Source organism: Sedimentibacter saalensis (assembly GCF_007830175.1).
Classification (GTDB): domain Bacteria; phylum Bacillota; class Clostridia; order Tissierellales; family Sedimentibacteraceae; genus Sedimentibacter; species Sedimentibacter saalensis.
Window position 1 is genome coordinate 234964 of sequence record NZ_VLKH01000003.1, and the last position, 21896, is coordinate 256859.

The window sequence follows — 21896 nt, forward strand, 5'->3', positions numbered from 1 at the left end:
ACCTCATGAATAAAATAAAACCATCTGATTACTGCAATATTAGTAAATTTAAAGAGGGAGAGACAATAATGGGCATAGTAATTCAAAAGTTCGGAGGAACTTCTCTTAGAAATTTAAATAATCAAAGTGAGTTTCTTAACCTAGTAAAAAAAGAAAAACAAATTGGCAGCAAGCTTGTTGTAGTTGTGTCCGCAATGGGCAGAGGAGGAGAACCTTACGCTACTGATACTTTAATAAATCAATTAGAAAAAATAAACATCACCATAAATCCAAAGAAGAAAGACTTAATTATGTCAGTTGGAGAAATAATTTCTGCAGCTCTTGTTTCTCATTTGCTAGAAAGTGAAGGTTTACCCTCAGAGGCCTTGACAGGATTTCAAGCAGGAATAATTACAGACGATAACTTTAATTCCAGTAAAATAATTGATATTAACACAGATAAAATCCAAAAATATCTAAATGAAAATAAAATTGTTGTGGTTGCAGGTTTTCAAGGGGCCACAGAGGATTTGGATATAACAACACTTGGCAGAGGTGGCAGTGATACTACAGCTGTTGCTCTGGGCGGATATTTAAAGGCCGAAAGGGTAGATATATTTACAGATGTGCCTGGGGTTGCTGTTACAGATCCAAGATTAGTACCAACTGCCAGATATATTGAGAAAATTTCATATGATGATATGTACAGACTGGCAATTAACGGAGCAACCGTAATTCATCCGAATGCGGTTTTATTGGGAAAGAAGTATAATATACCTATACAAATCCTGTCAACATTTACGGATGATAATGGCACACTGATTTCCAATGATAAAAACAATTTAAAAATAACAGGATTTGGAATAAAAAGACAAGAAAACAATTCAATTATATCATTTATTTTCAATGATGATTATAAAGATGAAATCAAAAAAGAACTGGATAAGTTTTTGACAAATGAAAAAGATAACTTAATTAATACAGAATATTTTAACGATCAGGCTTCAATCGAAGTTAAAAATGAATTGCTTCCTGAGTTTTTACAAAGATTATATTCAAATTTCTTCTATTAAATTAACGGTGCAAATTCTGCACCATCAGACTATTGATAACCCACGACGTTGTCATCCTGAACGATAGTGAAGGATCTCATCTGTTGAAAACATGAGATTCTTACGTCTTACCTCAGAATGACATCGTCCAAATATATTCTTGGTCATAAATGATTGTTCTGCACCGTTTTTTGACTGTTCTTATACTAATATAGGTTGATACCGTTCACCTAGTATTGCTGCTTCTATTGTTTCTTCAATCATATCAAATTTAGCTATGAGGGAATTTGGTTTATTTGCTGCATCATCCTGCCCAAAAGGCACAAAGTATATATTTCTTGTATTTAATAGCAAACCGATATTTTTAGCATTAGCTCCAAGTCCATCATTAGTTGCTATAGCTAAAACTAATGGCCTTTGATTTCTTAAATGAGCTTTGCAGGCCATGGTCACTGACGTATCAGTTATTGCATTTGCAAGTTTTGCTGTTGTATTACCTGTACATGGTGCAACTACAAGAACATCAAGTTTTAATTTCGGTCCTATGGGTTCAGCATCAACTATTGATTTAATTATTTCTTTGCCAGTAATCTCTTTTAATTTATTTTTCCATTCTTGAGCAGTGCCAAATCTTGTATCATAAGCATCTACTGAATGTGATATGATTGGATAAATATCTGCACCTTTACTTGCTAAGTCCTTGATTACTGGGAATACATTACTAAAATTACAGTATGAACCTGTTAATGCAAAACCTATTTTCAATCCTTCTATTGACATATTTATACATCCAACTCCTCTATGATATTATAAATTGTGTCCTTAATAACCATAGCGGCAGTTACTGGTGCTGCCTTTCCCGGAAGACCTAAAGCACTTATAGCTTTTATCTCCATTTCCCTTGCAGCTTCAAAATCAACTCCACCTGGTTTTGATGCTAAATCGATTATTAAACAATTACTGTCAATGCTTTTTAGCAATTCTTTATTAAGTATCATCTGAGGTATAGTATTAAAAACAACGTTCATCTTCGGCAAATATGTCTTTAGGTCTTTTGTGTGTACTGAAATATAACCATAGTTCTTTATCCATGCAAGATCACTATATTTTCTTGCTGATACATGCACGTTTGCTCCAATTCCATATAGCATTTTTGATAAAACCCTTCCAATTCTCCCATAGCCTAGCACTATGACATTTGAATTATGAATTGTAACAGGTGTTTTTTCCATTGCAATTTGAATGGCTCCTTCAGCTGTTGGTATTGCATTTAAAACCTGCATTTCTTCCCTTTTAAAATAATCGGAAGATTTAATATTCTTATTCTTTAGTTTTTTTTCATGCTCAATATTGAATTTTCCACCAATAATCATTTGTTTTTCAGACATGAAGTCCAACACCATATCAATTGAGATTGCTTTATTTGAAAATGGAGCATTTACATTTAAATTGTCTGTAGAAAATGGCAGTGGACCTACAATAACATCAGCATATTCAATCGCTTCATTTAAACTTACTGTTTCGTTATTATACTCCTCCAGCATATCAAACCCATATATGCAAACATCTCTTCCGTCTTTCATTAGTAATTTTCCAAGCTCTAAGCTTCTCTTATCTCCTCCTAATATGGTATATTTAAAACCCATATTACTCCTCCTTATAGAGTTTTTTCAAACTGTTATATCTTATGCTAAATGGGAGTTTTAGTGAGAGTTGAACATAGGGACAGGAATATATTTAATTGCAAAGGTAGGATTAATTCTGATATGAATCATAAGTTATGGATATTTTTTCTATCAATTCCTTGAATGACGGTCAGTAAATACATAAGGGACAATGTATAAACAGATGGTTATGATTACTAACATACAGCAATCATAACCATCTATGAAAATTCAAACTTTCCAAATTAATTTACGCTATCCAGCAAAAGTTCGCAAGACATATAAAACATTTATTTAAATGACACTCTTCCTGTAGTAGTCAAACGATGTTTCAACTTCAAAGCCACATCCCCTATATAATTTAAAAGCATTTTTATTACTGCTGTCTACCTCTATTGTTATATTTTCTATACCTTCTTTTTTTAAATCTTTTAATATCAACATCAGCAGTTCTCTTCCAAAACCTTTTCCTTGAAATTGAGGTGATATACCAAGCCCAAATATTGATGCTTCTTCATTTTCAAAGCTAACAGAACCCATTCCAACAAGTTTTTCATCTACAAGTGCTATGTATTGAACTCTATTATTTGCTTCAAAAGTCCTGTCTATCATGCTTTTTGCATCGTCATATTCATCATTGAATATCTCTTGGCTTAAACTGATAAGTTCTTCTAAATTCTTTTGTTCTGCCCTATATAACTTCACTTGAGATTCATTTAGTATTCTTATATCGTTTGAATAGTCCTTATATCTTAAAAAATATTCTGTAAAAACAATTTCTGCATTTTGCGTTGCTATTGCTTCTTTGCCATCAATTGATTGCGTTTCACATACAAATATTATTTCTGATATGTTATATTTTTTTATCTCGTCTATAGCTTCACCGAGTAAACTCTTGAAATAACCTCTTCGCCTATATTCAGGCAAAGTATAAGCTGATATTTCCGCTTCTTCGCTGGTTGGAATAAACATAGATATAAAGCTTACTAATCTGCTATCCTCATAAAGCAGGAATAGGGTTTTTATTTCAGAATTAAAGTTAATAGATGTATCAAGAAAAATATTTCCATTTAACATATCATGATTTTTACAGATTAACTCAGCCTCTCTTATTTCTTTTATAATCTCTTCACTCAATTCACTTAATTTCTTAATCAACAACATATCCCTCCACTCATATAATTATACATATTTAGCAATACTTCACACCATGATTGTTTAATACACAATACTGGCTCATGAAAATTATCTATTTTTAGAAATAGTTTACCTAAAAAATAAATAACTCCTGCTATCATCTTAATCTTGACCGACATTTAACCGACACCTTGACCGACATTTGAGCGACTTTTGGGTGTAAATTGACAAAATCCTTATGATTCATTGAATGCCTATCACTTTGATTGTATAGCAATTTTTCTCACAAAGCAAGTATTTATAACTTTGTACAAATTAACCGCTAAATACCCCTTAACAAAAAAGAATAGCTTATTTGCTATTCCCATATTATTTGACATTTTTATTACCTATAACTGTTTCAAATAAATACCTATTAATAACTAAAAATTCTTCAACAGTAATTTTTTTATAAATTTAACCCTATTACTTTAAAAACAGAACCTAGTTGAATGATTTCAACATTTCCATCCATTCTAATACTTTTTTGTATGAATACATTCACTCCGTCTATGTTAAACTCATTATAATAATTGTTGTTATCTTCAAAATCTTTTACAAGCTCAATACCTAAGCTCATTGGAGTGTTGCCTCACCCACCAAATGACATTACAGATTTGATGACGTAGGAACTGTTTTGAGCAACTGCAGTGTCATAAGCTTTTTTTTCAATATTAATCAAGATATCACCATCTTTTCATATTATAATTTTAATATCAGTTCATTATTACTATTTTAATGTTACAATTTGCCCTTATGTATACACACCTTCTGAATATTCTTTATTAGTAAAAACTTAATTCTTATAATCTAATCTCATTAAATGTACCGTTTTAAGTATATCTTAAAAAGTAATAATGCAATAGTGTATTTTGCACACTACTAATGCAATATTCATAATTAATCCATTATATTGCCTAATTGTCACGAAGAACCGTCCGGGACCATTGAAAAAGCCTATTTTGTCATCCTGAACGTTAGTGAAGGATCTCATCTTTTGTTGAAAACATGAGATTCTTCGAGCAAGCTCTCAGAATGACAGTGAATAAATGCATAGTTTTTCAGCGACCTTGAACCGTCCCCTATGACTACCCTACGGTTGATATTTACATATTATATATAAAAGCTATTGAAAAATATTATTTAGTCTGTTATATTAATAAAATATGTACTCTCATATATTTTCGAAAATATGGTTCGAAAGTTTCTACGGGATGACCTTAAATTATCCTACTATGAGAAGAATAACAGATAATAGGGTCTTTAAGGCCTTGATTTATTGTGCCTAATCTGGAATTCTCCTCAAAAAGAATTCCAGATTTTTTGTTCTTTTCATTTCATAAATCAGAGTGCAACTAAGGAGGAATTATGGAATTATTAAAGGATTTACTTGCTGCATTAAGTGTTGTTCTTAACGGATTGCCGCAAGGATTATTAGCATTATCTTTTGGTTTTGCATCAGTACCGACAGCTTTTGCTTTTTTGGTTGGTGCTGTTGGCTGCCTGGCTCTTGGAGTTGTGGCACCAATTTCGTTTCAGGCTGAGACTATTACATTGGCTGGAACAATGGGAAATAACATGCGAGAAAGATTGTCCATGATTGTTTTCGGTGCAATCGGCATGACATTTATCGGATTGTTTGGTTTGCTGGAAAAAATTGTTTCATTCATCGGCCCCGCAATTACAAACGGCATGATGGCAGGTGTTGGAATAATGCTTGCAAGAGTTGCGTTAAATATGGCAAAGAAAAATAAAATTGTTGGGTACGCTTCAATTGCAGTCAGTTTTATTGTTTACATGATTACAAAAGATTTGGTTTACACTGTAACAATATCTGTAGTTGGTACAAGCATTTTAGCAGTAATATTAAAACAAAAATCAGATTTGATAATTACTGAAAGAGAAAAAATTTCATTTCAAAAGCCTGTAGTAAACTTAACTGTAATACAAGGGGCTTTAGCAATGATTTGTCTTAATATCGGAGCAAATATTGCTTTTGGAGAAATTACAGGTTCAATTGCAAACACTGCCGTTAATATAGATCATTTATCAATTGTAAGCAGTCTTGCAGACCTTGTATCTGCATCATTTGGAGGAGGCCCTGTTGAATCAATTATTTCTGCTACGGGCGGAGCGCCTGATCCACTGCGATCTTCAGTTATAATGATGGGCATTATGGCAATAATATTGTTCGCGGGACTTCTGCCTAAAATCGGTAAGTATGTGCCAAGCGAATCAATAGCAGGTTTCTTGTTCGTGCTTGGAGCAATAGTTACCGTACCTGTTAATGCATTGGCAGCACTAAGTGTAACTGGTATCCCCGGGGGAGCTATGGTTGGAGGTATCACTATGACTGTGACAGCCATAAGCGATCCATTTTACGGAATGTTGGCAGGTGTTATTTTTAGAACTGTAGCAAGTTTAGTTGGAATGTAACGGAGGTTTATTATGAATACATATAATATTGAAGTAGCAGGAGTTAAAAGAAATCTTCCCATAATTAAAATAAAAGAAGACTTAAGCATTGCCAGCTTTGTAATATTAGGGGATACAGAATTGGTGTGTGCTGCTGCTGAAGAAATTGTAAAAAAACTGCCTGAATTAGATATTTTGGTTACAGCTGAAGCAAAGGGAATTCCTTTAACTTTTGAAATATCAAGATTATTGAAAATGAAAAAATACATAGTAGCCAGAAAAAGTGTCAAACCATACATGGATTCACCTATTATTGATGAGGTTGTATCTATTACAACTCAAAAGAAACAACTTTTAGTTCTGGATGAGCAGGATGCCTTGAGCATTAAAGGTAAAAGAGTTGCTATAATTGATGATGTTATAAGTACAGGGGAATCTATAAAAGCAATTGAAAGACTTGTTGAATCAGCAGGCGGTATCATAGCAGCAAAGGCAGCCATACTTGCAGAAGGTGATGCAGCAAATAGAAATGATATTATTTTCCTGGAAAAGTTACCGTTATTTGAAGATTAGAAATTAGGAACTCCACCATATTATGCAGCAAAAAGACTTGTAGGATGAAAATAAGTAAATAATTTTAAACGCAGCATTCGACAGATTAAAAAGTCGAATGCTGTTTTTTTCGTAAACAATGGAATCATAGAATATCATGGGGACGAGGGGTTATAATTGCTTTATCAATCTGATGTAAAACGCAACAGTTTCCATCAATGCTTTTACAGTGATTCGCTCATCATTGCCATGAATCATGCCTCTCTCTTCAGATGAAAGTGTCATTGCAGAAAATCTTAAGACATTGTCGCTAATTGCACAAAAATGCCTTGAGTCACTTGCAGCTAGCATCAAATAAGGTGACACAATTGTTCCTTGCCATGTTTCTTCTATGGCTCGCTCCACCTTTTTCCAGCCTTCCGATGTGGTATTCGCTATTGGTGAAGCGTTATGTCCCCCTATGCAAGTTACTTGAATTTCGGGATCTGATATTATACTGTTAATACGCGCTAAAGAACTTTCTACAGTGTCGGTAACCATCAAGCGTAAATTCAGTCCTACCTTGGCTTTGGGAGGCATGACATTGAACGCCTGGCTGCCTTCCATAACTGTCGGTGCAAGGGTGGTTCTAATGAGTGCATTCATCTCTCCACCTTGCTTTGTAAAAAGAACTTTTAAAAGCGGTCCAAAACACCACATATTCGCAAATATTAGACGGTACATAAACGTTGAATGTCTTCCCATTTTTTCAAACATCTCCTTAACCGCCGGGGAAATATTTGCTTTAAAAGGATGCTGTTCAAGCTTTACCACAGCTTTAGCCAATCTTCCTACTAATGTATGTGAAGGAGGTGCTGATGAGTGACCACCTTTACCAGACATTTCTAAAACCACATCCATGTATCCTTTTTCACCTACACCGATGAGCGCACTTGGCTTTGTGACTCCTGGAAATACATTTTCAACAATTGCACCGCCTTCATCCAAAACGAGTTTTGGGCGAATGCCACGTGATTTTAACGCTTCGACGATAGTTGGTGCAGAATTACCGCTAATCTCTTCATCTCCTGAAAAAGAAAGATAGATATCTGTTTCAGGCACAAATCCCTCTCCTATAAGCTTTTCTACAGCTTCAACCACACCACAAAGCGTTCCTTTTGTATCAAGTGTCCCACGTCCCCAAATAACGCCGTTTTCCAAAAGGCCTTCAAACGCAGGCTTTGTCCATAGTTCCTCATTCACTGGAACGACGTCATAATGTGACATTAACACCACAGGATCGCCGTCAGTCTTGCCGGGCCATCTATACAGAACACCTGCATCACCATAAAGTTCTCTCGTACAAGCTTCATTAAGTCTAGGATAATTCCTTACAAGCATTTCCTTGAATCGCTCAAACTCCTTAAAATCTATTTTTGAACGGTCATTATACGATATGGTTTTGTGCTGTATCATCTCCTGAAATCTTTGAACGACGCCGTTTTCAACAGCTGAATCTTCTATTCCTGTCAGTGTTTGCTTTATCTCTTTTGATTTTTCGGGTTTAAAAAATGCTGCTCTTAAAAATATACTTGCTGCAAATAAAATTATTAATCCTAATAAAATATAAATTGTCATCCTTATCCTCCTTATTTATAATTAAGCATTTTACAATCCATACCCAATTGTAAAGGCAACAGTAAGCCAAAATATCGATAAAAGCATCAAAATCCCTTGAAGCGGCAATATGAATTTAATCCACTTACCATAGCTTACTTGAACCAGTCCAAGTGAAATCAGCAGCACCGCATTAGTTGGATAAAGTACATTTGAAAATCCGTCTCCAAACTGAAAAGCTAAAATTCCCAGTTGTCTTCCTATTCCCAACAGGTCCATAATTGGCACAAGAATCGGCATTAATATAAATGCCTTAGCACTGCCTGATCCAATAAAAAAGTTCATCATCATAACAATAATAAATACAATAAAAACTGCTATTAACGGAGATGTGTGACTGATATTTTGTGAAATTTGATAGAGAATTGTATCCAAAATATGACCTTCAATCATAACGTGTTTGATTCCTGTAGCCAGTAAAATTAAAATTATGGCTGGTGACATATCCTTTGCACCAATGACAAACTGTTTTGCCACCCATGCGGGTTTTCCATTTGAAATAAGCCCCACACCAATGCCTGCCACAAGAAAAATAACACCGATTAATGGCAATGTGTAATCTCTTAAGGCTTCCACAAAAGGTGTAGCTCCCACAAGCATAAACATGATGAGCATTAGAACTATAAAAAAGCCATATGCTTTTTTTGAAACATCTTGCTTGCTTGTAAGTTCATTTTCCACACAATCTATTCGATGTTTCTTTGTTCTACTGAACAAAAATGCAACTAAAATAGCATAAACAGAGATAAATACCAATAGTCTCAGCAATGCCCCAGAAAAAATAGGAACATCTGCAAGGCCTTGGGCAACACCTATGGTAAATGGATTTGTAACTGCAGCAGCAAAACCAAGTCCGGTTGCCAGTACACTTACGCCCAGCCCTGTCAATTCATCCCACCCCATTCGTCTTGCAAGGATAATAATGAGTGGTACGAGGGGTACTACTTCTTCAAATACCCCGATGAAAGCACCAAGAGCCATAAAAACAAAGACAAGCATACAAAGAAGTACAAGTTCATTGTCTTTAAATTTCTTTACGATGGCTAAAATGATGCCCTCTATCAGTCCCGTTTCTTTAAGAAGATGAATAGAGCCACCAATGATTAACAGAAAAAGAATAATGGCTATCACAAGTGCTCCTGATTCACTGAAGAGCACCAGTATTGGTGCACCTATCCAAGTGAGAATTGGGATTCCCTGTTCTTCTCTTATAGTAAATGTCATCGTTTCAGCATTAAAATCACCATTAGGAATTAAGTAAGTCAGCAAACCCGTTAAAAACAGCATGACGATTAAAACGATTGCCGCGCTCAAAAATGTCTTAACAGCTGGATTTTTTTGTTTCATGATTCTCCCCCTCCAAAAGCCAATTTTTTTCTATAAATGTGAAAAGTACTTGTACCGTCTGAGCAACAACTTCTCTAATTTGTGCAGTGTTTTTATTATCAATATTATTATTTTCAAGCTTGTTTTTCAGAATATCAATTTCATAATCATCTGACAAAAGTGATGTCACAGCCTTGAGTTTTGCTTCAAACAGACTTCGATCTCCGTGAAGCAAGACTGCACTTGCTACATTCAGAATACCACTTTTAAATTCATTGAGCAGCATTGGATAAACAGAATTGCCGCAAAACAAAGCAAAATTTTGAAGCCATATGAAAACATCAAGACTTTCTTCAAATTTAACTTGGTTTTGCTTTTGAATACAATCTCTTCGATTGTCATAAGGTCCATCAATCAAGAGTTCAATCATTGCCTCAAGATTGTTCTTAATAAAATTGAGCATGGACTGATTTAGTGATTTGCTGATGCCTCCATGATAAAGGTCATAAATACTTTCCAAAAGCCCAAGTTTACCTGTTTCTCTGTAATCGTTTACACGAATCCCCTGCCTTGGTATGATGGTTACCAGACCTTTTGATTCTAAACGTATGATTGCCTTATGAATGACCGGTCGGCTATATCCAAATTCACTTGCAAGTTCTCTTTCTGGTTTCAGCATAGAAAACTCTGGATACTTACCGTTTAAAATGCCCGTTATAAGAAGCTCTTCAACGATTGCTTCCGCTGATTTTCCTTTCATTACCCCTCCTGGTTCTCATGTGTAACACTCTTAATAGAATCGTGGTATTACCACAGCTATGATATTTAATTATATGCATATATTTCCAAAATTACAACTTATATTTTAAATATTCTGATATTCTTAGAGTAATTTTCTCCTAATTGTCCTTTAATTAAAGTTCTAATAGTTTATTTCTTAATAAAGAAGATGTTAATATCAATATATACTTGGGTGAAAATTTCAAAAAATATAGAATCAGCATTTGAAGGTAATTTACTTACTCCTCTTGATGTGGAGCGTAGATTTAATGCTTTAATTAAGCATTAATTACGCTTGTTTTTTTATAGTACATCGAATGATTCCAGACATATACTAATAAAAAAGCAAAAAGGAGTGTAATCATTGAAAAAAGTAAATGTTAGACTGCGCCCCATAGTGAATAACATAAACTTGCCAACCGTCATTAAAACAGCCATTCTTCCGGGAGACTCAATGGAAAGTTTGTTTATTGCGACACAGGTGGGTGAAATTTTTTATGTAAGAAATGAAAATATAAGGTTATTTTTAGATATTCGCCAGAGAATAATAGAGCTGGGTGCTAATGGTGGGTATGATGAAAGAGGGCTATTGGGCTTAGCGTTCCATCCTGATTTTTATAACAATGGCCTTTTTTATCTTCATTATACATTAGCCGGAAGCCAAGGCCCTGGAGCTCTACCTGGTTCTTTCCTGCCAAACCCTTGTAATCCTAATACCCTAAACCTAAAATGGAATAACAGAGAAACTAACTACGATCATATTGATACAGTTGAGGAATGGATTTTACTGCCAAACGGTCAAACTCATAGAAGACGTTCGTTGCTTAACTTAAGAAGACCTTTTATGAATCATAATGGTGTCAACAGCTTAAAATTTTCGCCTGAAACCAAAAAACTAATATTGACAACCGGAGATGGAGGTTCAGGTTATGATCCGTTTAATTTAAGTCAGGATATAATGGAAGTTGCAGGCAAAGTAATTGAAATTGATGTAGCTATGAGTACTTTTATGGATATCCCAGAAGTAACGCGATTTGATGAACTTCCTGAATCTATTTATAGAGCTCTTTCTGTAATTGCCAAAGGTGTTAGAAATATTCCCGGCATTTCATTTCAAAGATATTACAATCAATACATCAAATATGTGGGAAATGTTGGTCAGGACTTGGTAGAATCAATTTTTTCATTTGTTTATTATACTCCAATACCGGTCACTGAAATAATTCAAGCTTCATCACAAAATCGTGAGCTTAATCAGGAAGCTCTCATAAATCTGGGATGGAGGGGCTGGGAAGGTGATTTACCTACTCCCGTTATACGAGGTTGTTCATCGAACCCTTCTTTAACTCAGGAAACCATTGCTTATTTAAATGAAGCAATAAGCACTTCAACTGGTCGAATACATCCTCTGACTTGTTATTATCACATAGATTCACGTCCTGAAAAATTCAGCGGTTCAGCACTAACAGGTGTTCAACCATATATGGGAAGTGAAATTCCCGATTTAACGGGATGCGTTATTTTTACTGATTTTGTCTTAAGAGATTCACAACCACCTTCAAGAGGAGTTTTAGCCTACACTAAAATAAGGCCAGATTGCAAAGAAAATGATTACGGTATTATTGAACCGGATTATAATTTTTACAATCAATCATCGTATTATGTCAGCCTGGGGACTAATCTCAATCAATCAAGACTATATTTAGGCGTCTATGGTTCTTCAAATGTAACCGATTATAACAAAGGCACCATTTTTGAAATCGTTGAATAATGCAATAAAATTCTGAGGACAGTCCTCAGAATTTTATTCACAAATTAAAAAGAAGATTCAATAGATTTAATAAGATATTTTATCTTTAATGCACTGGCAATCTCGTAGTAGACTTTCATCTAAATTTTTAAAACATCCAGAATTTCTAGCTTTTTCAAGCAACTGAAAAGCCAGTCCATATTCTTTTAGGAAATAGGCAATATATCCACTTATATAATTTCGAGAAGGAGAGTCTTTTCTTCCAAATCCCCAAGTTCCGTTCACTTCCTCAACATCATTCAATAATGTTTTAAGTACTTCGTCCATATTCGAATATTTTTCAAACCATTTAAATCCATCGGAAATAAGCATTTCCTTAACGTCATTCATGGCTAAATCAATATTATTGCCTGATGAATCTATAAACCATATATCTTGCCTATTAAATTCTCTTTGATTTAAACTTTTATATAAATTTTTTCTAAAATGACATCTATACTCTTCAGGTAATATACATCCATCTTTCTCTTTGATCGGATTATTTGGAATCTCATGTGGAATATCAATAAAATAGATTCCTAAATTTACACCAAAAGAATATGTAGTACAACCTAATGATTCTGCCAAATATGAATTAAACGATTGAAAATTTACTACTTCTACTCTATCTTGGTTGAATCGCCATGCATTTCGTGCAGTAAAATTACTGAAACCTTGTTCTTTTAAAAATGACCAAATAGTTTTTTTAATTGCTTTATTTACAATCTTACTATCCATTCTTCCTCCATTATTAAAATATCAACAATTAATTTTTTAGATATTATATATATTTTTATAATTAAAAGCTTAAACTAACAAAACGTAGTATTTTACAATTACAACCTAATGCCATTATATAGTACTTTTTTAGTTTGGTATATAAATAATATTTGTTTTCAATAGTGTTTTATGGGTATAAGTTAATCAGTAAAATTTGTATTGGAAGGAAATATAGTATGAAAAATATGCCTGTATTATTTATTGGTCATGGTTCTCCCATGAATGCAATTGAAGATAACAAATTTGTTCGTGAATGGCAGTCGCTCACAGAAAGATTACCAAACCCTAAAGCAATATTGTCGGTTTCAGCTCACTGGTATACAAATGGTACTAAAATTATGGATGAGGAACATCCAGAGACAATATACGATATGTATGGTTTTCCGGATGATCTTTATAAAATTATATACGCTGCCAAAGGCTCTCCTGAACTTTCTAGCAACATTATTAAAATATTATCTCGTCCAGTGGAAATAGATAATTCATGGGGCTATGACCACGGAACATGGTCAGTATTACACAGAATATACCCAAAAGCAGATATTCCGTTGATTCAGCTTAGTGTCGACCGTAACGCTTCCATGCAGGAGCATTACAATATTGGTCAACAATTAGCTAAACTCAGACAAGAAGGCGTTCTGATCTTTGGAAGTGGAAATGTTACACATAACCTAAGTAGAATTAACTGGCAAATGGATGGAGGATATGATTGGGCTGAGGAATTTGATAATTATATCATAAAAAGTATTAAAGACAAAAATTATAATAATGTGGTTGATTATAGAAAGATAGGTAAATCTGCAGATTATGCTGTACCTATTTCCGACCATTTTGCTCCGCTTTTGTATGTACTGGGAGCATTAGACGGAAATGAAAAACTAAGCGTCTTTAATGACGAATGTATTATGGGCTCCATGTCCATGACAAGCTATTTATTCGAATAGTTCAAAAATATCCTGCGTGAATAATCGCAGGATATTTTACCCTAATTTACTTTATCACTACAAATTATTTCCATCTGTTTTTTCTTACTAAAACCTAAAAACACTAATTGATAGGATTTATCCAAAAGATCCTTTAGCAAATCATCTGGTACTTCTCCATCTGGCTTAATGGAATTCCAGTGTACTTTATTCATATAATATCCCGGAATTATGTCCTTAAATTGACTTCTTAAAAAGTCTCCTTCTGCTGGTTCCAATTTTAAAGTAATATAATAAGGTTCATTATTTTCGTCCAAACAAACAGCAGCAAACATCTTCCCGCCAATCTGATAACGAATCCAATTCCAATCCTTTTGAAGATCCTTAGTAACACCTTTTTTACTTACTAAAAATTCATCAACCCACGTATATCTCATATATTTTCCTCACTTATACTTTTTTCATTCGAGCCAACAAGGATAGTTCTCACTGTTCGTTGACACTCACCAAAATTCTTTTTTAGCAATTTGCCTTGCTGGATATACACTAAGAACTGTCCTCTATGGCATCCAATGGTTTCATCATTCATAGAGTTGTCTATCTTTTATCATGGCTTCCTTTTTGCCATGAATTCTGCCAAGACCATACATAAGCAATGCTGCACACAATAAATTGATAAAACCTGCATGCGTTGGATTAAATGTATTTACAACCCCAATAACCAGGTTTGCAAACCCAGCTATTTCAATCATTTTCCCAATTCTATCCAGATGGTTAATTCGTGAATCAATGTCTGAAAAAATATCGAACGAACCATCTTCCGCTTTCTTGCAAAAGTAAATCCACTGCACTATGCGGCCAATGTATACAGCACCTGTTTCTTTCATAAAATTAATGTATGCATCATCTACTCCATGCATTTCCAGGCGAATAATGTACTCACCGGGTTCACACTTTTCAAATGTATATCTGCAAAAGCTAACTTCGCAAAGAACCCAACCGTTCATCGCCATTTCGTTAAGCCATTGTTCCTCTTTTTCAAAATCCCATGCCCAAATCCATTTATGGATAGTCTTCTTTTCTTTCATCACTTTTCTCCCCCAACAATTAAATCTCCATTATAAACAAGTTCTCTCAGACGTTCAATCTCACTCTTTAAAATCGACACTCCGCGTCCCGTTATCTTATATTCTTTCTTTCTGCTTCCTTCTTCGACCGGAAGAAGAGTGATCCATCCTTTTTCACACATGGTATTTAGCGCACCATATAATGTTCCTGCGGCCAGTCTGATTCGTCCTTTTGATAATTCCTCTGCCTGCTGCATTATTCCGTAGCCATGTTGAGGTTTATACAGCGATAACAATATATAATAAGTCGTTTCAGTCAACGCTAGATTTTCATTCATGTTCTTATACCTCCTCTCGTCACTCGTTATATCGTCCGTCGTTATATCGTAATTATATTATATCGTCACACGATATATTTGTCAACTCTTAAATATAATTAAAAAAGTGTTCAGATTATTGTTGCAATCCATATTCCCTAGTAAATTTTCCATTAGGAATGCACTTAAAAATAATAAAATAGATGGCTCTGATTACCGAAAAATACAGTAATTATCACCATCTATCCAAAATTCATACTTAACCCGATATCCTCACATTGTTTCAAATATCTCCCCATCAATGCTGGCTATTTCATCAATGGGGACCCTTGTACCATCGATCATAACAACAACCCGTTCATATTCATCTATCTTTTTAACCCTGCCGATAACAGTAACATAGGCGCCGCCACTCTTCTTTTCATCTGGCTGAAAGTAGGTGATTGCTATTTCTGGATGCTCTTTAAGCTGATCTGCTATGATTTGCAGCCTGACGCTCAAAACGTCCTTCATGTATTCATCCAACTCCACTTTCTCCCCAGTCAATCTTGCGGTTTCTGTGATGGCGTCACCATATCCGGTCAGTGCGGCAAAAGGAGAAAACTGAGCTGCCCGGTCAATAGCCGACATATGAGGGCGTGTCGCTGAGACATGGTGCGGAAGATTCATGATGTCGTCATATGATTTTTTCATGCCTTATGACCTCCAATTTGCTCATTTCTCTCCACTGTGGTTGCGCCTTCCTCCAGATTCATACCCTTTAGGATGGCATTTTTCCCATATTTCTTTTTTATTTGTAGTATTGCTTTCTGCATCTTTTTTTCACGAGCAAGCTCGGCTTCTTCATATGCTTTATTCGCCTGTTCAGCCTCATAGTCTGTAAAAAGATCAAGCTGTTCATTGTTATCCGTCTTTTGAACAGCTGCCTCGTCAACAACATGATTTGCAGTAATGTTGACTCTCCTGATTAAAAGGTTTTTATCAACGATGCGCTCAAACAGCTCTGTGACGGCATCCAAAATTAGCTTTGTAGAGGAGGTATGCCTGCCAAGATTTGCCGAACCATGGGCAGATTTCGGAACAACACGTCCGTAGTAGTCAGTGGTAATCGTCCCCTTATATGATTTCTCTTTCACAGGGTTTGATAGATTTTCAATGTCATATCCAACCGTCAAAACAAGTTGATCAGTCACAAGCTTTTTGTCTACCAGGTCAAGGACAAGCAGATCAGTCATTTCTCTCACAATCAGCTTTGCTTTATCAAATGTATAGGCACAGTGCAGCACCTGTCCTGATCCGATACTGTTTGTGCTTGGCTTATACGCCTTAATATGGGCAATGGTGCATGGCTCCCAACCCCATGCATGGTCAATAAGCAGCTCAGCGTTGATGCCAAACAGCTTATACAGTAAATCCTCGTTGTAATAATCGTTTGGCTTCCCAAGAGAACACCTTGCAATATCTCCCATGGTAAAGAGCCCTTGTTCTTCCAACTTCTTAGCATACCCTCTGCCTACGCGCCAAAAATCTGTTAAAGGCTGGTGTGACCACAGCAAGCGCCGATAATTCATTTCGTCAAGTTCAGCGATCTGCACGCCGTTTTGATCCTGTATGGTGTGCTTTGCCTGAATATCCATAGCGACCTTGCAAAGGTACAGGTTTGTGCCAATTCCCGCTGATGCTGTAATACCGGTCGTTTTAAGGACATCAAGAATCATTTTCGTAGCAAGTTCACGAGCTGAAAGATTGTAGGTAATCAGATAATCAGTGGCATCAATGAATACCTCGTCAATGGAATAGACATGGATATCTTCGGAGGCAATGTATTTCAAGTAGATATTGTAAATTTGCGTGCTGTACTCTATATAAAGGGCCATCCTCGGCGTAGCAGCAATGTAGTCCAACGCCATATCAGGTGAGGATTTCAATTCAGCATCGTTGAAGGATGAGCCTGAAAAAGTTCTCCCTGGTGCTTTGCGCAGACGTTCTGCATTAACTTCCTTGACCTTCTGCACCACTTCAAACAGCCTCGCCCTGCCTGGAATGCCGTACGCTTTGAGGGATGGAGAGACAGCAAGGCAGATGGTTTTTTCAGTGCGGCTTGCATCAGCCACAACCAGGTTTGTGGTCAAAGGATTAAGCTCTCGTTCCATACACTCAACCGAAGCATAAAAGGATTTTAAATCGATTGCAATATATGTTCTGTTCTTCATTTTATTCTCTGTCCGCCTCCTTCAAAAATTATCTGCCATCAATTGAATTTCCTATTTACTACCATAATTCTTTCAACATTCTAAATTCCTTGTAGATAGTATCCCCAAATTTATATTCAAACGAATACTTTTTATTAAATCCATATTTTTCATACAGCTTAATAGCTACTTGATTATCTATTTCTACGCTTGTATATAAATTTTCACCTGGAAATTTATTGTTGAAAAAAGTTAAAAACTCTTCTAACGCTTTTGAGCCAAATCCCTTGCCTTGGTGCTTAATATCAATCATAAATCTTGAAAATGACCATCCAGATAGCTCTTCATCATAATCATATAATAAAAACCCAACCATTTCATCACCATCATATATTGCTAATGGATATAATTCATCTTCATAAAAAACTTGTACCAGTGAAAATGCATTACTTGCAACATAGTTAGTTTGATGCTCTCCTACCTTTAAAGACACACAAGTGTTATAATTAAATTTATCTATTTCTCTAAAATTAATATCCATGTAGTACCCCTTCATATTCCTATTTATGCTTTGTCACAAATCATTCGAATATATTTGTTAAATTTATTTCTATATCAGCTCTGGATCATCACCATTTACCATGCCATCAAATATCATAAGTACTTCTTCTGTTTTTGTACTGTAATAATATTCTGTTTCAGGATTGATAAAATTCATTGCTTTGAGTACGTCTTTCAGTTTTACTTTCATATCTGCTAATCCTTTCTTTAGGTTACCATAAAAGTATCGTATATTTATTATTTTACTTTATCCTTTTCTTATTTATTAATAGCAAAAATAGCTTAATATGAAACGGCTATCTGTGATAACCTCTCATAGTGTCTATTTAATTAACATTATAACATGATTGTATAAATATCTCTATATTTTAATGATTTACTTCTGCTATGTTATATGATCCAAATGTCATGAAAAATCATTATTTATAGACGTAGATAACAGGTATTCTGATGCAGCTGTATCTAGCAGAAACTAAAGTATTAAAAGAATTGAAACAAGCAATAAAAAATACATCTTCAAGATTACTAGAAATTTTTCGACGAGCAATAGTAAGTGATGAAGACGTATCATACATTAAGAAATACACAATAGTGTATTTCACCTAACAATATAATAGTACCACAGGAGGTGGCAGATGAGCCTCAACGCTGCGCACCTTATATATGGATTGACAACGAATTATCAAAGTGCTATTATATAATTATCTCAATGACCCACGGTCAGTGAAATTAAAACAGGAGGGATAATAGAATGAAAAAAAAATTAAGTTTGCTGCTTTGTTTAATCATGATAATAATCATGGCAGCAGGATGTACGCAACAGAATGAAATACAGCCACCATCTGCCGTCAACACAGACAGCACCACTAAGGCTATGATGGCACCGGGAACATACACTGCACAGGTATATGGTTTCAGCATGTCCTGGCCCGATATACTCAATGTTACAGTGTCCGAAAATGCAATAGAATCAATCGCATTTGACGAAGAATCCGGAAGCACGGCTTCCATGATTGATGCTGTGGCAGCAAATATGTTTCCACGAATACTCGAAAACCAATCTATCAATGTAGACATGGTAAGCGGCGCAACCTTTACCAGCGCTGCAGCTCGTACGGCAATTGAAGACTGCATCAAGCAGGCAATTGTAGCGGCTGGCAATGAAGAATCCGCCATCAGCGCATTCAAAACGACACAAGAAAAAATTGGCGGAAGCGAGGAACTAGAAACACAGGTGTTAGTAATAGGTATGGGCGGCGGCGGCACATATACTGCCCTTCGTGCGGCAGAAAACGGTGCTGATGTATTAGTTATAGAAAAACAGGGACGTTACGGCGGCACTACTGCCCTCACCTCCGAAATACAATCCATCAATCCTCCGCGTGTACAAGAGAAATACAACAATGGTGAAAATTTTACTGACGCAGAAGCTCTGTATCAAGCATGGACAGAATATACGGAAGGCGATGCCAAGAAAGAAATGCTGGACCTCTACTTTAAAAACTCAGGCCCTGCATTCGACTGGTTGGCTCTTGATCATGGAGCCATGTTCGATTTTGACCCCAAACCCGGTTTTACACCTCAGGACTGGTATAAAGTTAAATTCCAATGGTATCCGAACACGTCTCCTGACCACCCAAATGCACCCACTTACGGTTATAACAAGCGTGAGATTGCTTCATATTTCGACAAGCTTGTCGAAGATTTTACAGCTTTGGGCGGAAAATATATGCTCGAAACAGAAGCCTATGAACTCATAACAGATGAGACCGGCGCAGTTGTGGGTGCTAAGGCGAAAAACCACTTGACTGGCACCGAATACACAATCAAAGCTGACGCAGTTGTTATAGCAACAGGCGGTTTCCTCGGCAATAAAGAAATGACAAACGAATACCTTTCAGATGAATATTATCCGCTCAAGGGTGCCTGGAAAGTTTACGGCTCTTATGGAAATGACGGCAAGATGATACAGTCTGCTATTGATATGGGGGCAGCAACTTATAACATCGGAATGCCTCCGGAGGTACATATGTCCGGCACGCCTATGTTCATACCTCACAGCTACGGCTTTGCCATTAACAGGGTTGAAGGTCAGAAAAGCTTTAACACAGGAAGACAATGCGTTTGGTCTGTTGCTGACCTTCCAATGTTCCTTGGAATTACTCCCAACAGCTTGGCTGTAGGTGTGGATGGAGAACGCTTCACAGCAGAAACTGGTGTAGCCATGCTTGATCCTTGGATTGCCGGTCCTAATTTCTATAGCATCTGGAGCAGTGACCAGATTAACAACGTACGTGACAATGGATTCAAGCATTTCCTTGGTGGTGTGTCATCAGGTTTTCTTGGTTACACAGGGGACATACCCGTAAATACACCTTTACCTGAAGCGTATGATGTATTAGACGCAGGAATTGAGATGGGATTCATTTTCAAGGCTGATACAATTGAGAAGCTGGCTGAAGCCATAGACATAGATTCGTCTGCTCTAAAAAATACGGTTAAAACCTATAACAGTTACTGTGCAAGCGGCAAGGATGAGCAGTTTAACAAGGATGCGAAATATCTCGAAACAATTGGTCAAGGTCCTTACTATGCTATAAAGATGGCAAGCTACTCATACAACACTTGTGCAGGACTGGATGTAAATACCAATTTACAAATACTTAACACCTCTGGTGAACCAATTGAAGGCCTTTTCTGCGTCGGCAGTGACTGCGCAGGTGTTCTTTTCACAGAAAAGAAACCATATGTAACATACGGTGGAGCAAACAACGGTTGGGTTCTCACAAGTGCATACGTTTGTGGTGAATCTGTCGCTGAATATGTAAACAACAAGTAACCTATTCTCATTTTTACACTTGCAACGTATGGGTTTCAACTCATACGTTGCATTTTTGTTAAGAACATTCTTCTATATATTAAACTTCATTTAAAAACTTTTTGACATGCTTGTTGTTTCACAATATGTATGGTAAGATAAATTAAATGAAAAGGCGAAAGGATGTTCAAGATGGAAAAAAAGCCAACCAACCGCGACTTGCAAGCACTTGAAACTGAAAAAAAAGTAACCGACATGGCAATGAGACTGGTGAGAGAGCATGGATATGATCGGGTAACCATTAGTCAGATATGTAAAGCCTGTGGTGTAGCCAAGGGCACATTTTATAGCTATTTTACTTCAAAAAAGGATATTCTTATTAAACTAACTTCACGGTTTAACAAGGAATTGAGTCAGTTGTTTATTTACGACGAAAACCTTGACTCTGTAACACTTTATCAAAATGCGGTTACTTCCTACCTTAACTATGTGAGCAAGGATGGTCATGCATTTACCAAATCCTATGTAAAAGCACTGATTGATGAAGAATTGGCAACAGAAGAAAATATCTCTTTAGAGTTGCAACAAAACTTTATAGATAAAGTTGTCTGCAAAGGATTACGCGATGGTGATTTTCAACTTAACATGAGCTGTGCTGACTTTTTTGCACTTTTCAGAGCAACACTCATAGGGGTTTTAACACAGTGGAGTATGAGTAAAGAAAGCGAAGAATTGATAGTACTGGGACAGCGAGTATTATTTCCCCTCATTAATCTTATGAAAAAGTAATGTCCTTCGTGAGGTGTTCGGTATACTCACACCTTATCCCTTCCAGTAGTTTCTCACTAC

At 35.9% G+C, this 21896-nt stretch carries 22 protein-coding genes and 1 riboswitch; of the genes, 7 read left to right on the top strand and 15 right to left on the bottom strand.

All coding sequences use genetic code 11. The features are described 5' to 3' along the window. Positions 1–5 precede the first annotated feature (5 nt). Positions 6–1052 (top strand): aspartate kinase, encoded by a 1047-nt coding sequence (locus tag LY60_RS06280; protein WP_145081514.1) that lies wholly within the window; start codon positions 6–8, stop codon positions 1050–1052. A 180-nt stretch (positions 1053–1232) separates the two neighbouring features. Here the strand turns inward: LY60_RS06280 and LY60_RS06285 are convergent, their stop codons facing one another. The 4 genes from LY60_RS06285 to LY60_RS18005 form a co-directional block, all read right to left on the bottom strand. Next, on the bottom strand, positions 1233–1811 hold the full coding sequence (locus LY60_RS06285) for a dipicolinate synthase subunit B (protein WP_145081517.1): 579 nt from the start codon (positions 1809–1811) through the stop codon (positions 1233–1235). A gap of 2 nt (positions 1812–1813) precedes the next feature. Continuing rightward, on the bottom strand, positions 1814–2677 hold the full coding sequence (dpsA, locus tag LY60_RS06290) for a dipicolinate synthase subunit DpsA (RefSeq protein ID WP_145081520.1): 864 nt from the start codon (positions 2675–2677) through the stop codon (positions 1814–1816). A gap of 312 nt (positions 2678–2989) precedes the next feature. Further along, positions 2990–3853, bottom strand: a complete 864-nt coding sequence (locus LY60_RS06295; RefSeq protein WP_170226121.1) for a GNAT family N-acetyltransferase — start codon at positions 3851–3853, stop codon at positions 2990–2992. A gap of 427 nt (positions 3854–4280) precedes the next feature. Continuing rightward, the gene (locus LY60_RS18005; RefSeq protein WP_170226122.1) at positions 4281–4451 is read right to left on the bottom strand and encodes a hypothetical protein; all 171 of its coding nucleotides are present in this window, start codon (positions 4449–4451) and stop codon (positions 4281–4283) included. Positions 4452–5025: 574 nt separating this feature from the next. Beyond that, positions 5026–5127, top strand: a riboswitch (purine riboswitch). Positions 5128–5239: 112 nt separating this feature from the next. Between LY60_RS18005 and LY60_RS06300 the strand changes: the two genes are divergently transcribed. Together LY60_RS06300 and LY60_RS06305 are read left to right on the top strand one after the other, a co-directional pair. Beyond that, the gene (locus tag LY60_RS06300) at positions 5240–6307 is read left to right on the top strand and encodes an NCS2 family permease (protein ID WP_145081525.1); all 1068 of its coding nucleotides are present in this window, start codon (positions 5240–5242) and stop codon (positions 6305–6307) included. A gap of 12 nt (positions 6308–6319) precedes the next feature. Further along, entirely contained in the window at positions 6320–6859 is a 540-nt protein-coding gene (locus tag LY60_RS06305; protein ID WP_145081529.1) for a phosphoribosyltransferase family protein, read from the top strand. A gap of 150 nt (positions 6860–7009) precedes the next feature. Here the strand turns inward: LY60_RS06305 and LY60_RS06310 are convergent, their stop codons facing one another. The 3 genes from LY60_RS06310 to LY60_RS06320 are packed head-to-tail and all read right to left on the bottom strand — an operon-like array spanning position 7010 to position 10580. Then, positions 7010–8455 carry a M20 family peptidase gene (locus LY60_RS06310; protein WP_145081532.1) on the bottom strand — a complete coding sequence of 482 codons (1446 nt, stop codon included), beginning with the start codon at positions 8453–8455 and terminating at the stop codon, positions 7010–7012. Positions 8456–8485: 30 nt separating this feature from the next. Beyond that, positions 8486–9841 carry a Na+/H+ antiporter NhaC family protein gene (locus LY60_RS06315; RefSeq protein ID WP_145081535.1) on the bottom strand — a complete coding sequence of 452 codons (1356 nt, stop codon included), beginning with the start codon at positions 9839–9841 and terminating at the stop codon, positions 8486–8488. After that, a complete protein-coding gene (locus tag LY60_RS06320) occupies positions 9816–10580 on the bottom strand; it encodes a GntR family transcriptional regulator (protein ID WP_145081538.1) in 765 nt (254 codons plus the stop codon). The genes LY60_RS06315 and LY60_RS06320 overlap by 26 nt, the downstream gene beginning before the upstream one ends. Before the next feature lie 384 nt (positions 10581–10964). Between LY60_RS06320 and LY60_RS06325 the strand changes: the two genes are divergently transcribed. Then, entirely contained in the window at positions 10965–12371 is a 1407-nt protein-coding gene (locus LY60_RS06325; RefSeq protein ID WP_145081541.1) for a PQQ-dependent sugar dehydrogenase, read from the top strand. Positions 12372–12437: 66 nt separating this feature from the next. On the opposite strand, the gene LY60_RS06330 is transcribed toward LY60_RS06325, so the two are convergent. Next, positions 12438–13127, bottom strand: a complete 690-nt coding sequence (locus LY60_RS06330; protein ID WP_145081545.1) for a DUF4304 domain-containing protein — start codon at positions 13125–13127, stop codon at positions 12438–12440. A 218-nt stretch (positions 13128–13345) separates the two neighbouring features. Between LY60_RS06330 and ygiD the strand changes: the two genes are divergently transcribed. Continuing rightward, positions 13346–14113 (top strand): 4,5-DOPA-extradiol-dioxygenase, encoded by a 768-nt coding sequence (ygiD, locus tag LY60_RS06335; protein WP_145081548.1) that lies wholly within the window; start codon positions 13346–13348, stop codon positions 14111–14113. A gap of 41 nt (positions 14114–14154) precedes the next feature. Here the strand turns inward: ygiD and LY60_RS06340 are convergent, their stop codons facing one another. From LY60_RS06340 to LY60_RS18010, 7 genes are all read right to left on the bottom strand, one after another. After that, positions 14155–14529 (bottom strand): MmcQ/YjbR family DNA-binding protein, encoded by a 375-nt coding sequence (locus LY60_RS06340; protein ID WP_145081550.1) that lies wholly within the window; start codon positions 14527–14529, stop codon positions 14155–14157. A 144-nt stretch (positions 14530–14673) separates the two neighbouring features. Beyond that, positions 14674–15180 (bottom strand): DUF2812 domain-containing protein, encoded by a 507-nt coding sequence (locus tag LY60_RS06345; RefSeq protein WP_145081553.1) that lies wholly within the window; start codon positions 15178–15180, stop codon positions 14674–14676. Continuing rightward, a complete protein-coding gene (locus tag LY60_RS06350; RefSeq protein ID WP_145081556.1) occupies positions 15180–15497 on the bottom strand; it encodes a PadR family transcriptional regulator in 318 nt (105 codons plus the stop codon). The genes LY60_RS06345 and LY60_RS06350 overlap by 1 nt, the downstream gene beginning before the upstream one ends. 252 nt (positions 15498–15749) lie before the next feature. Continuing rightward, positions 15750–16169: a YolD-like family protein gene (locus LY60_RS06355; RefSeq protein ID WP_145081559.1), complete on the bottom strand. Its 420-nt coding sequence runs from the start codon at positions 16167–16169 to the stop codon at positions 15750–15752. Next, positions 16166–17689, bottom strand: coding sequence for a Y-family DNA polymerase (locus tag LY60_RS06360; protein WP_145081562.1), 1524 nt, complete (start codon positions 17687–17689; stop codon positions 16166–16168). The genes LY60_RS06355 and LY60_RS06360 overlap by 4 nt, the downstream gene beginning before the upstream one ends. Positions 17690–17747: 58 nt before the next feature. Then, on the bottom strand, positions 17748–18209 hold the full coding sequence (locus LY60_RS06365) for a GNAT family N-acetyltransferase (protein ID WP_145081565.1): 462 nt from the start codon (positions 18207–18209) through the stop codon (positions 17748–17750). A gap of 69 nt (positions 18210–18278) precedes the next feature. Beyond that, entirely contained in the window at positions 18279–18419 is a 141-nt protein-coding gene (locus tag LY60_RS18010) for a hypothetical protein (protein WP_170226124.1), read from the bottom strand. Between the two features lie 561 nt (positions 18420–18980). On the opposite strand from LY60_RS18010, the gene LY60_RS06370 reads away from it, so the two are divergent. Further along, complete coding sequence (locus LY60_RS06370) at positions 18981–21068, top strand: FAD-binding protein (RefSeq protein ID WP_145081568.1); 2088 nt, start codon at positions 18981–18983, stop codon at positions 21066–21068. 171 nt (positions 21069–21239) lie between these two features. Beyond that, complete coding sequence (locus LY60_RS06375) at positions 21240–21836, top strand: TetR/AcrR family transcriptional regulator (RefSeq protein WP_170226125.1); 597 nt, start codon at positions 21240–21242, stop codon at positions 21834–21836. Positions 21837–21896: the final 60 nt, after the last annotated feature.

Excerpts from the sequence above, each read along its gene's own strand:
- LY60_RS06350 (WP_145081556.1), bottom strand. The coding sequence starts at position 15,497 with ATGAATGAAAATCTAGCGTTGACTGAAACGACTTATTATATATTGTTA.
- LY60_RS06315 (WP_145081535.1), bottom strand. The coding sequence starts at position 9,841 with ATGAAACAAAAAAATCCAGCTGTTAAGACATTTTTGAGCGCGGCAATC.
- LY60_RS06330 (WP_145081545.1), bottom strand. The coding sequence starts at position 13,127 with ATGGATAGTAAGATTGTAAATAAAGCAATTAAAAAAACTATTTGGTCA.
- LY60_RS06310 (WP_145081532.1), bottom strand. The coding sequence starts at position 8,455 with ATGACAATTTATATTTTATTAGGATTAATAATTTTATTTGCAGCAAGT.
- LY60_RS06285 (WP_145081517.1), bottom strand. The coding sequence starts at position 1,811 with ATGTCAATAGAAGGATTGAAAATAGGTTTTGCATTAACAGGTTCATAC.
- LY60_RS18005 (WP_170226122.1), bottom strand. The coding sequence starts at position 4,451 with ATGAGCTTAGGTATTGAGCTTGTAAAAGATTTTGAAGATAACAACAAT.
- LY60_RS06360 (WP_145081562.1), bottom strand. The coding sequence starts at position 17,689 with ATGAAGAACAGAACATATATTGCAATCGATTTAAAATCCTTTTATGCT.
- LY60_RS06370 (WP_145081568.1), top strand. The coding sequence starts at position 18,981 with ATGAAAAAAAAATTAAGTTTGCTGCTTTGTTTAATCATGATAATAATC.
- LY60_RS06300 (WP_145081525.1), top strand. The coding sequence starts at position 5,240 with ATGGAATTATTAAAGGATTTACTTGCTGCATTAAGTGTTGTTCTTAAC.
- ygiD (WP_145081548.1), top strand. The coding sequence starts at position 13,346 with ATGAAAAATATGCCTGTATTATTTATTGGTCATGGTTCTCCCATGAAT.
- LY60_RS06320 (WP_145081538.1), bottom strand. The coding sequence starts at position 10,580 with ATGAAAGGAAAATCAGCGGAAGCAATCGTTGAAGAGCTTCTTATAACG.
- LY60_RS06280 (WP_145081514.1), top strand. The coding sequence starts at position 6 with ATGAATAAAATAAAACCATCTGATTACTGCAATATTAGTAAATTTAAA.
- LY60_RS06375 (WP_170226125.1), top strand. The coding sequence starts at position 21,240 with ATGGAAAAAAAGCCAACCAACCGCGACTTGCAAGCACTTGAAACTGAA.
- LY60_RS06340 (WP_145081550.1), bottom strand. The coding sequence starts at position 14,529 with ATGAGATATACGTGGGTTGATGAATTTTTAGTAAGTAAAAAAGGTGTT.
- LY60_RS06355 (WP_145081559.1), bottom strand. The coding sequence starts at position 16,169 with ATGAAAAAATCATATGACGACATCATGAATCTTCCGCACCATGTCTCA.
- dpsA (WP_145081520.1), bottom strand. The coding sequence starts at position 2,677 with ATGGGTTTTAAATATACCATATTAGGAGGAGATAAGAGAAGCTTAGAG.
- LY60_RS06345 (WP_145081553.1), bottom strand. The coding sequence starts at position 15,180 with ATGAAAGAAAAGAAGACTATCCATAAATGGATTTGGGCATGGGATTTT.
- LY60_RS18010 (WP_170226124.1), bottom strand. The coding sequence starts at position 18,419 with ATGAAAGTAAAACTGAAAGACGTACTCAAAGCAATGAATTTTATCAAT.
- LY60_RS06365 (WP_145081565.1), bottom strand. The coding sequence starts at position 18,209 with ATGGATATTAATTTTAGAGAAATAGATAAATTTAATTATAACACTTGT.
- LY60_RS06305 (WP_145081529.1), top strand. The coding sequence starts at position 6,320 with ATGAATACATATAATATTGAAGTAGCAGGAGTTAAAAGAAATCTTCCC.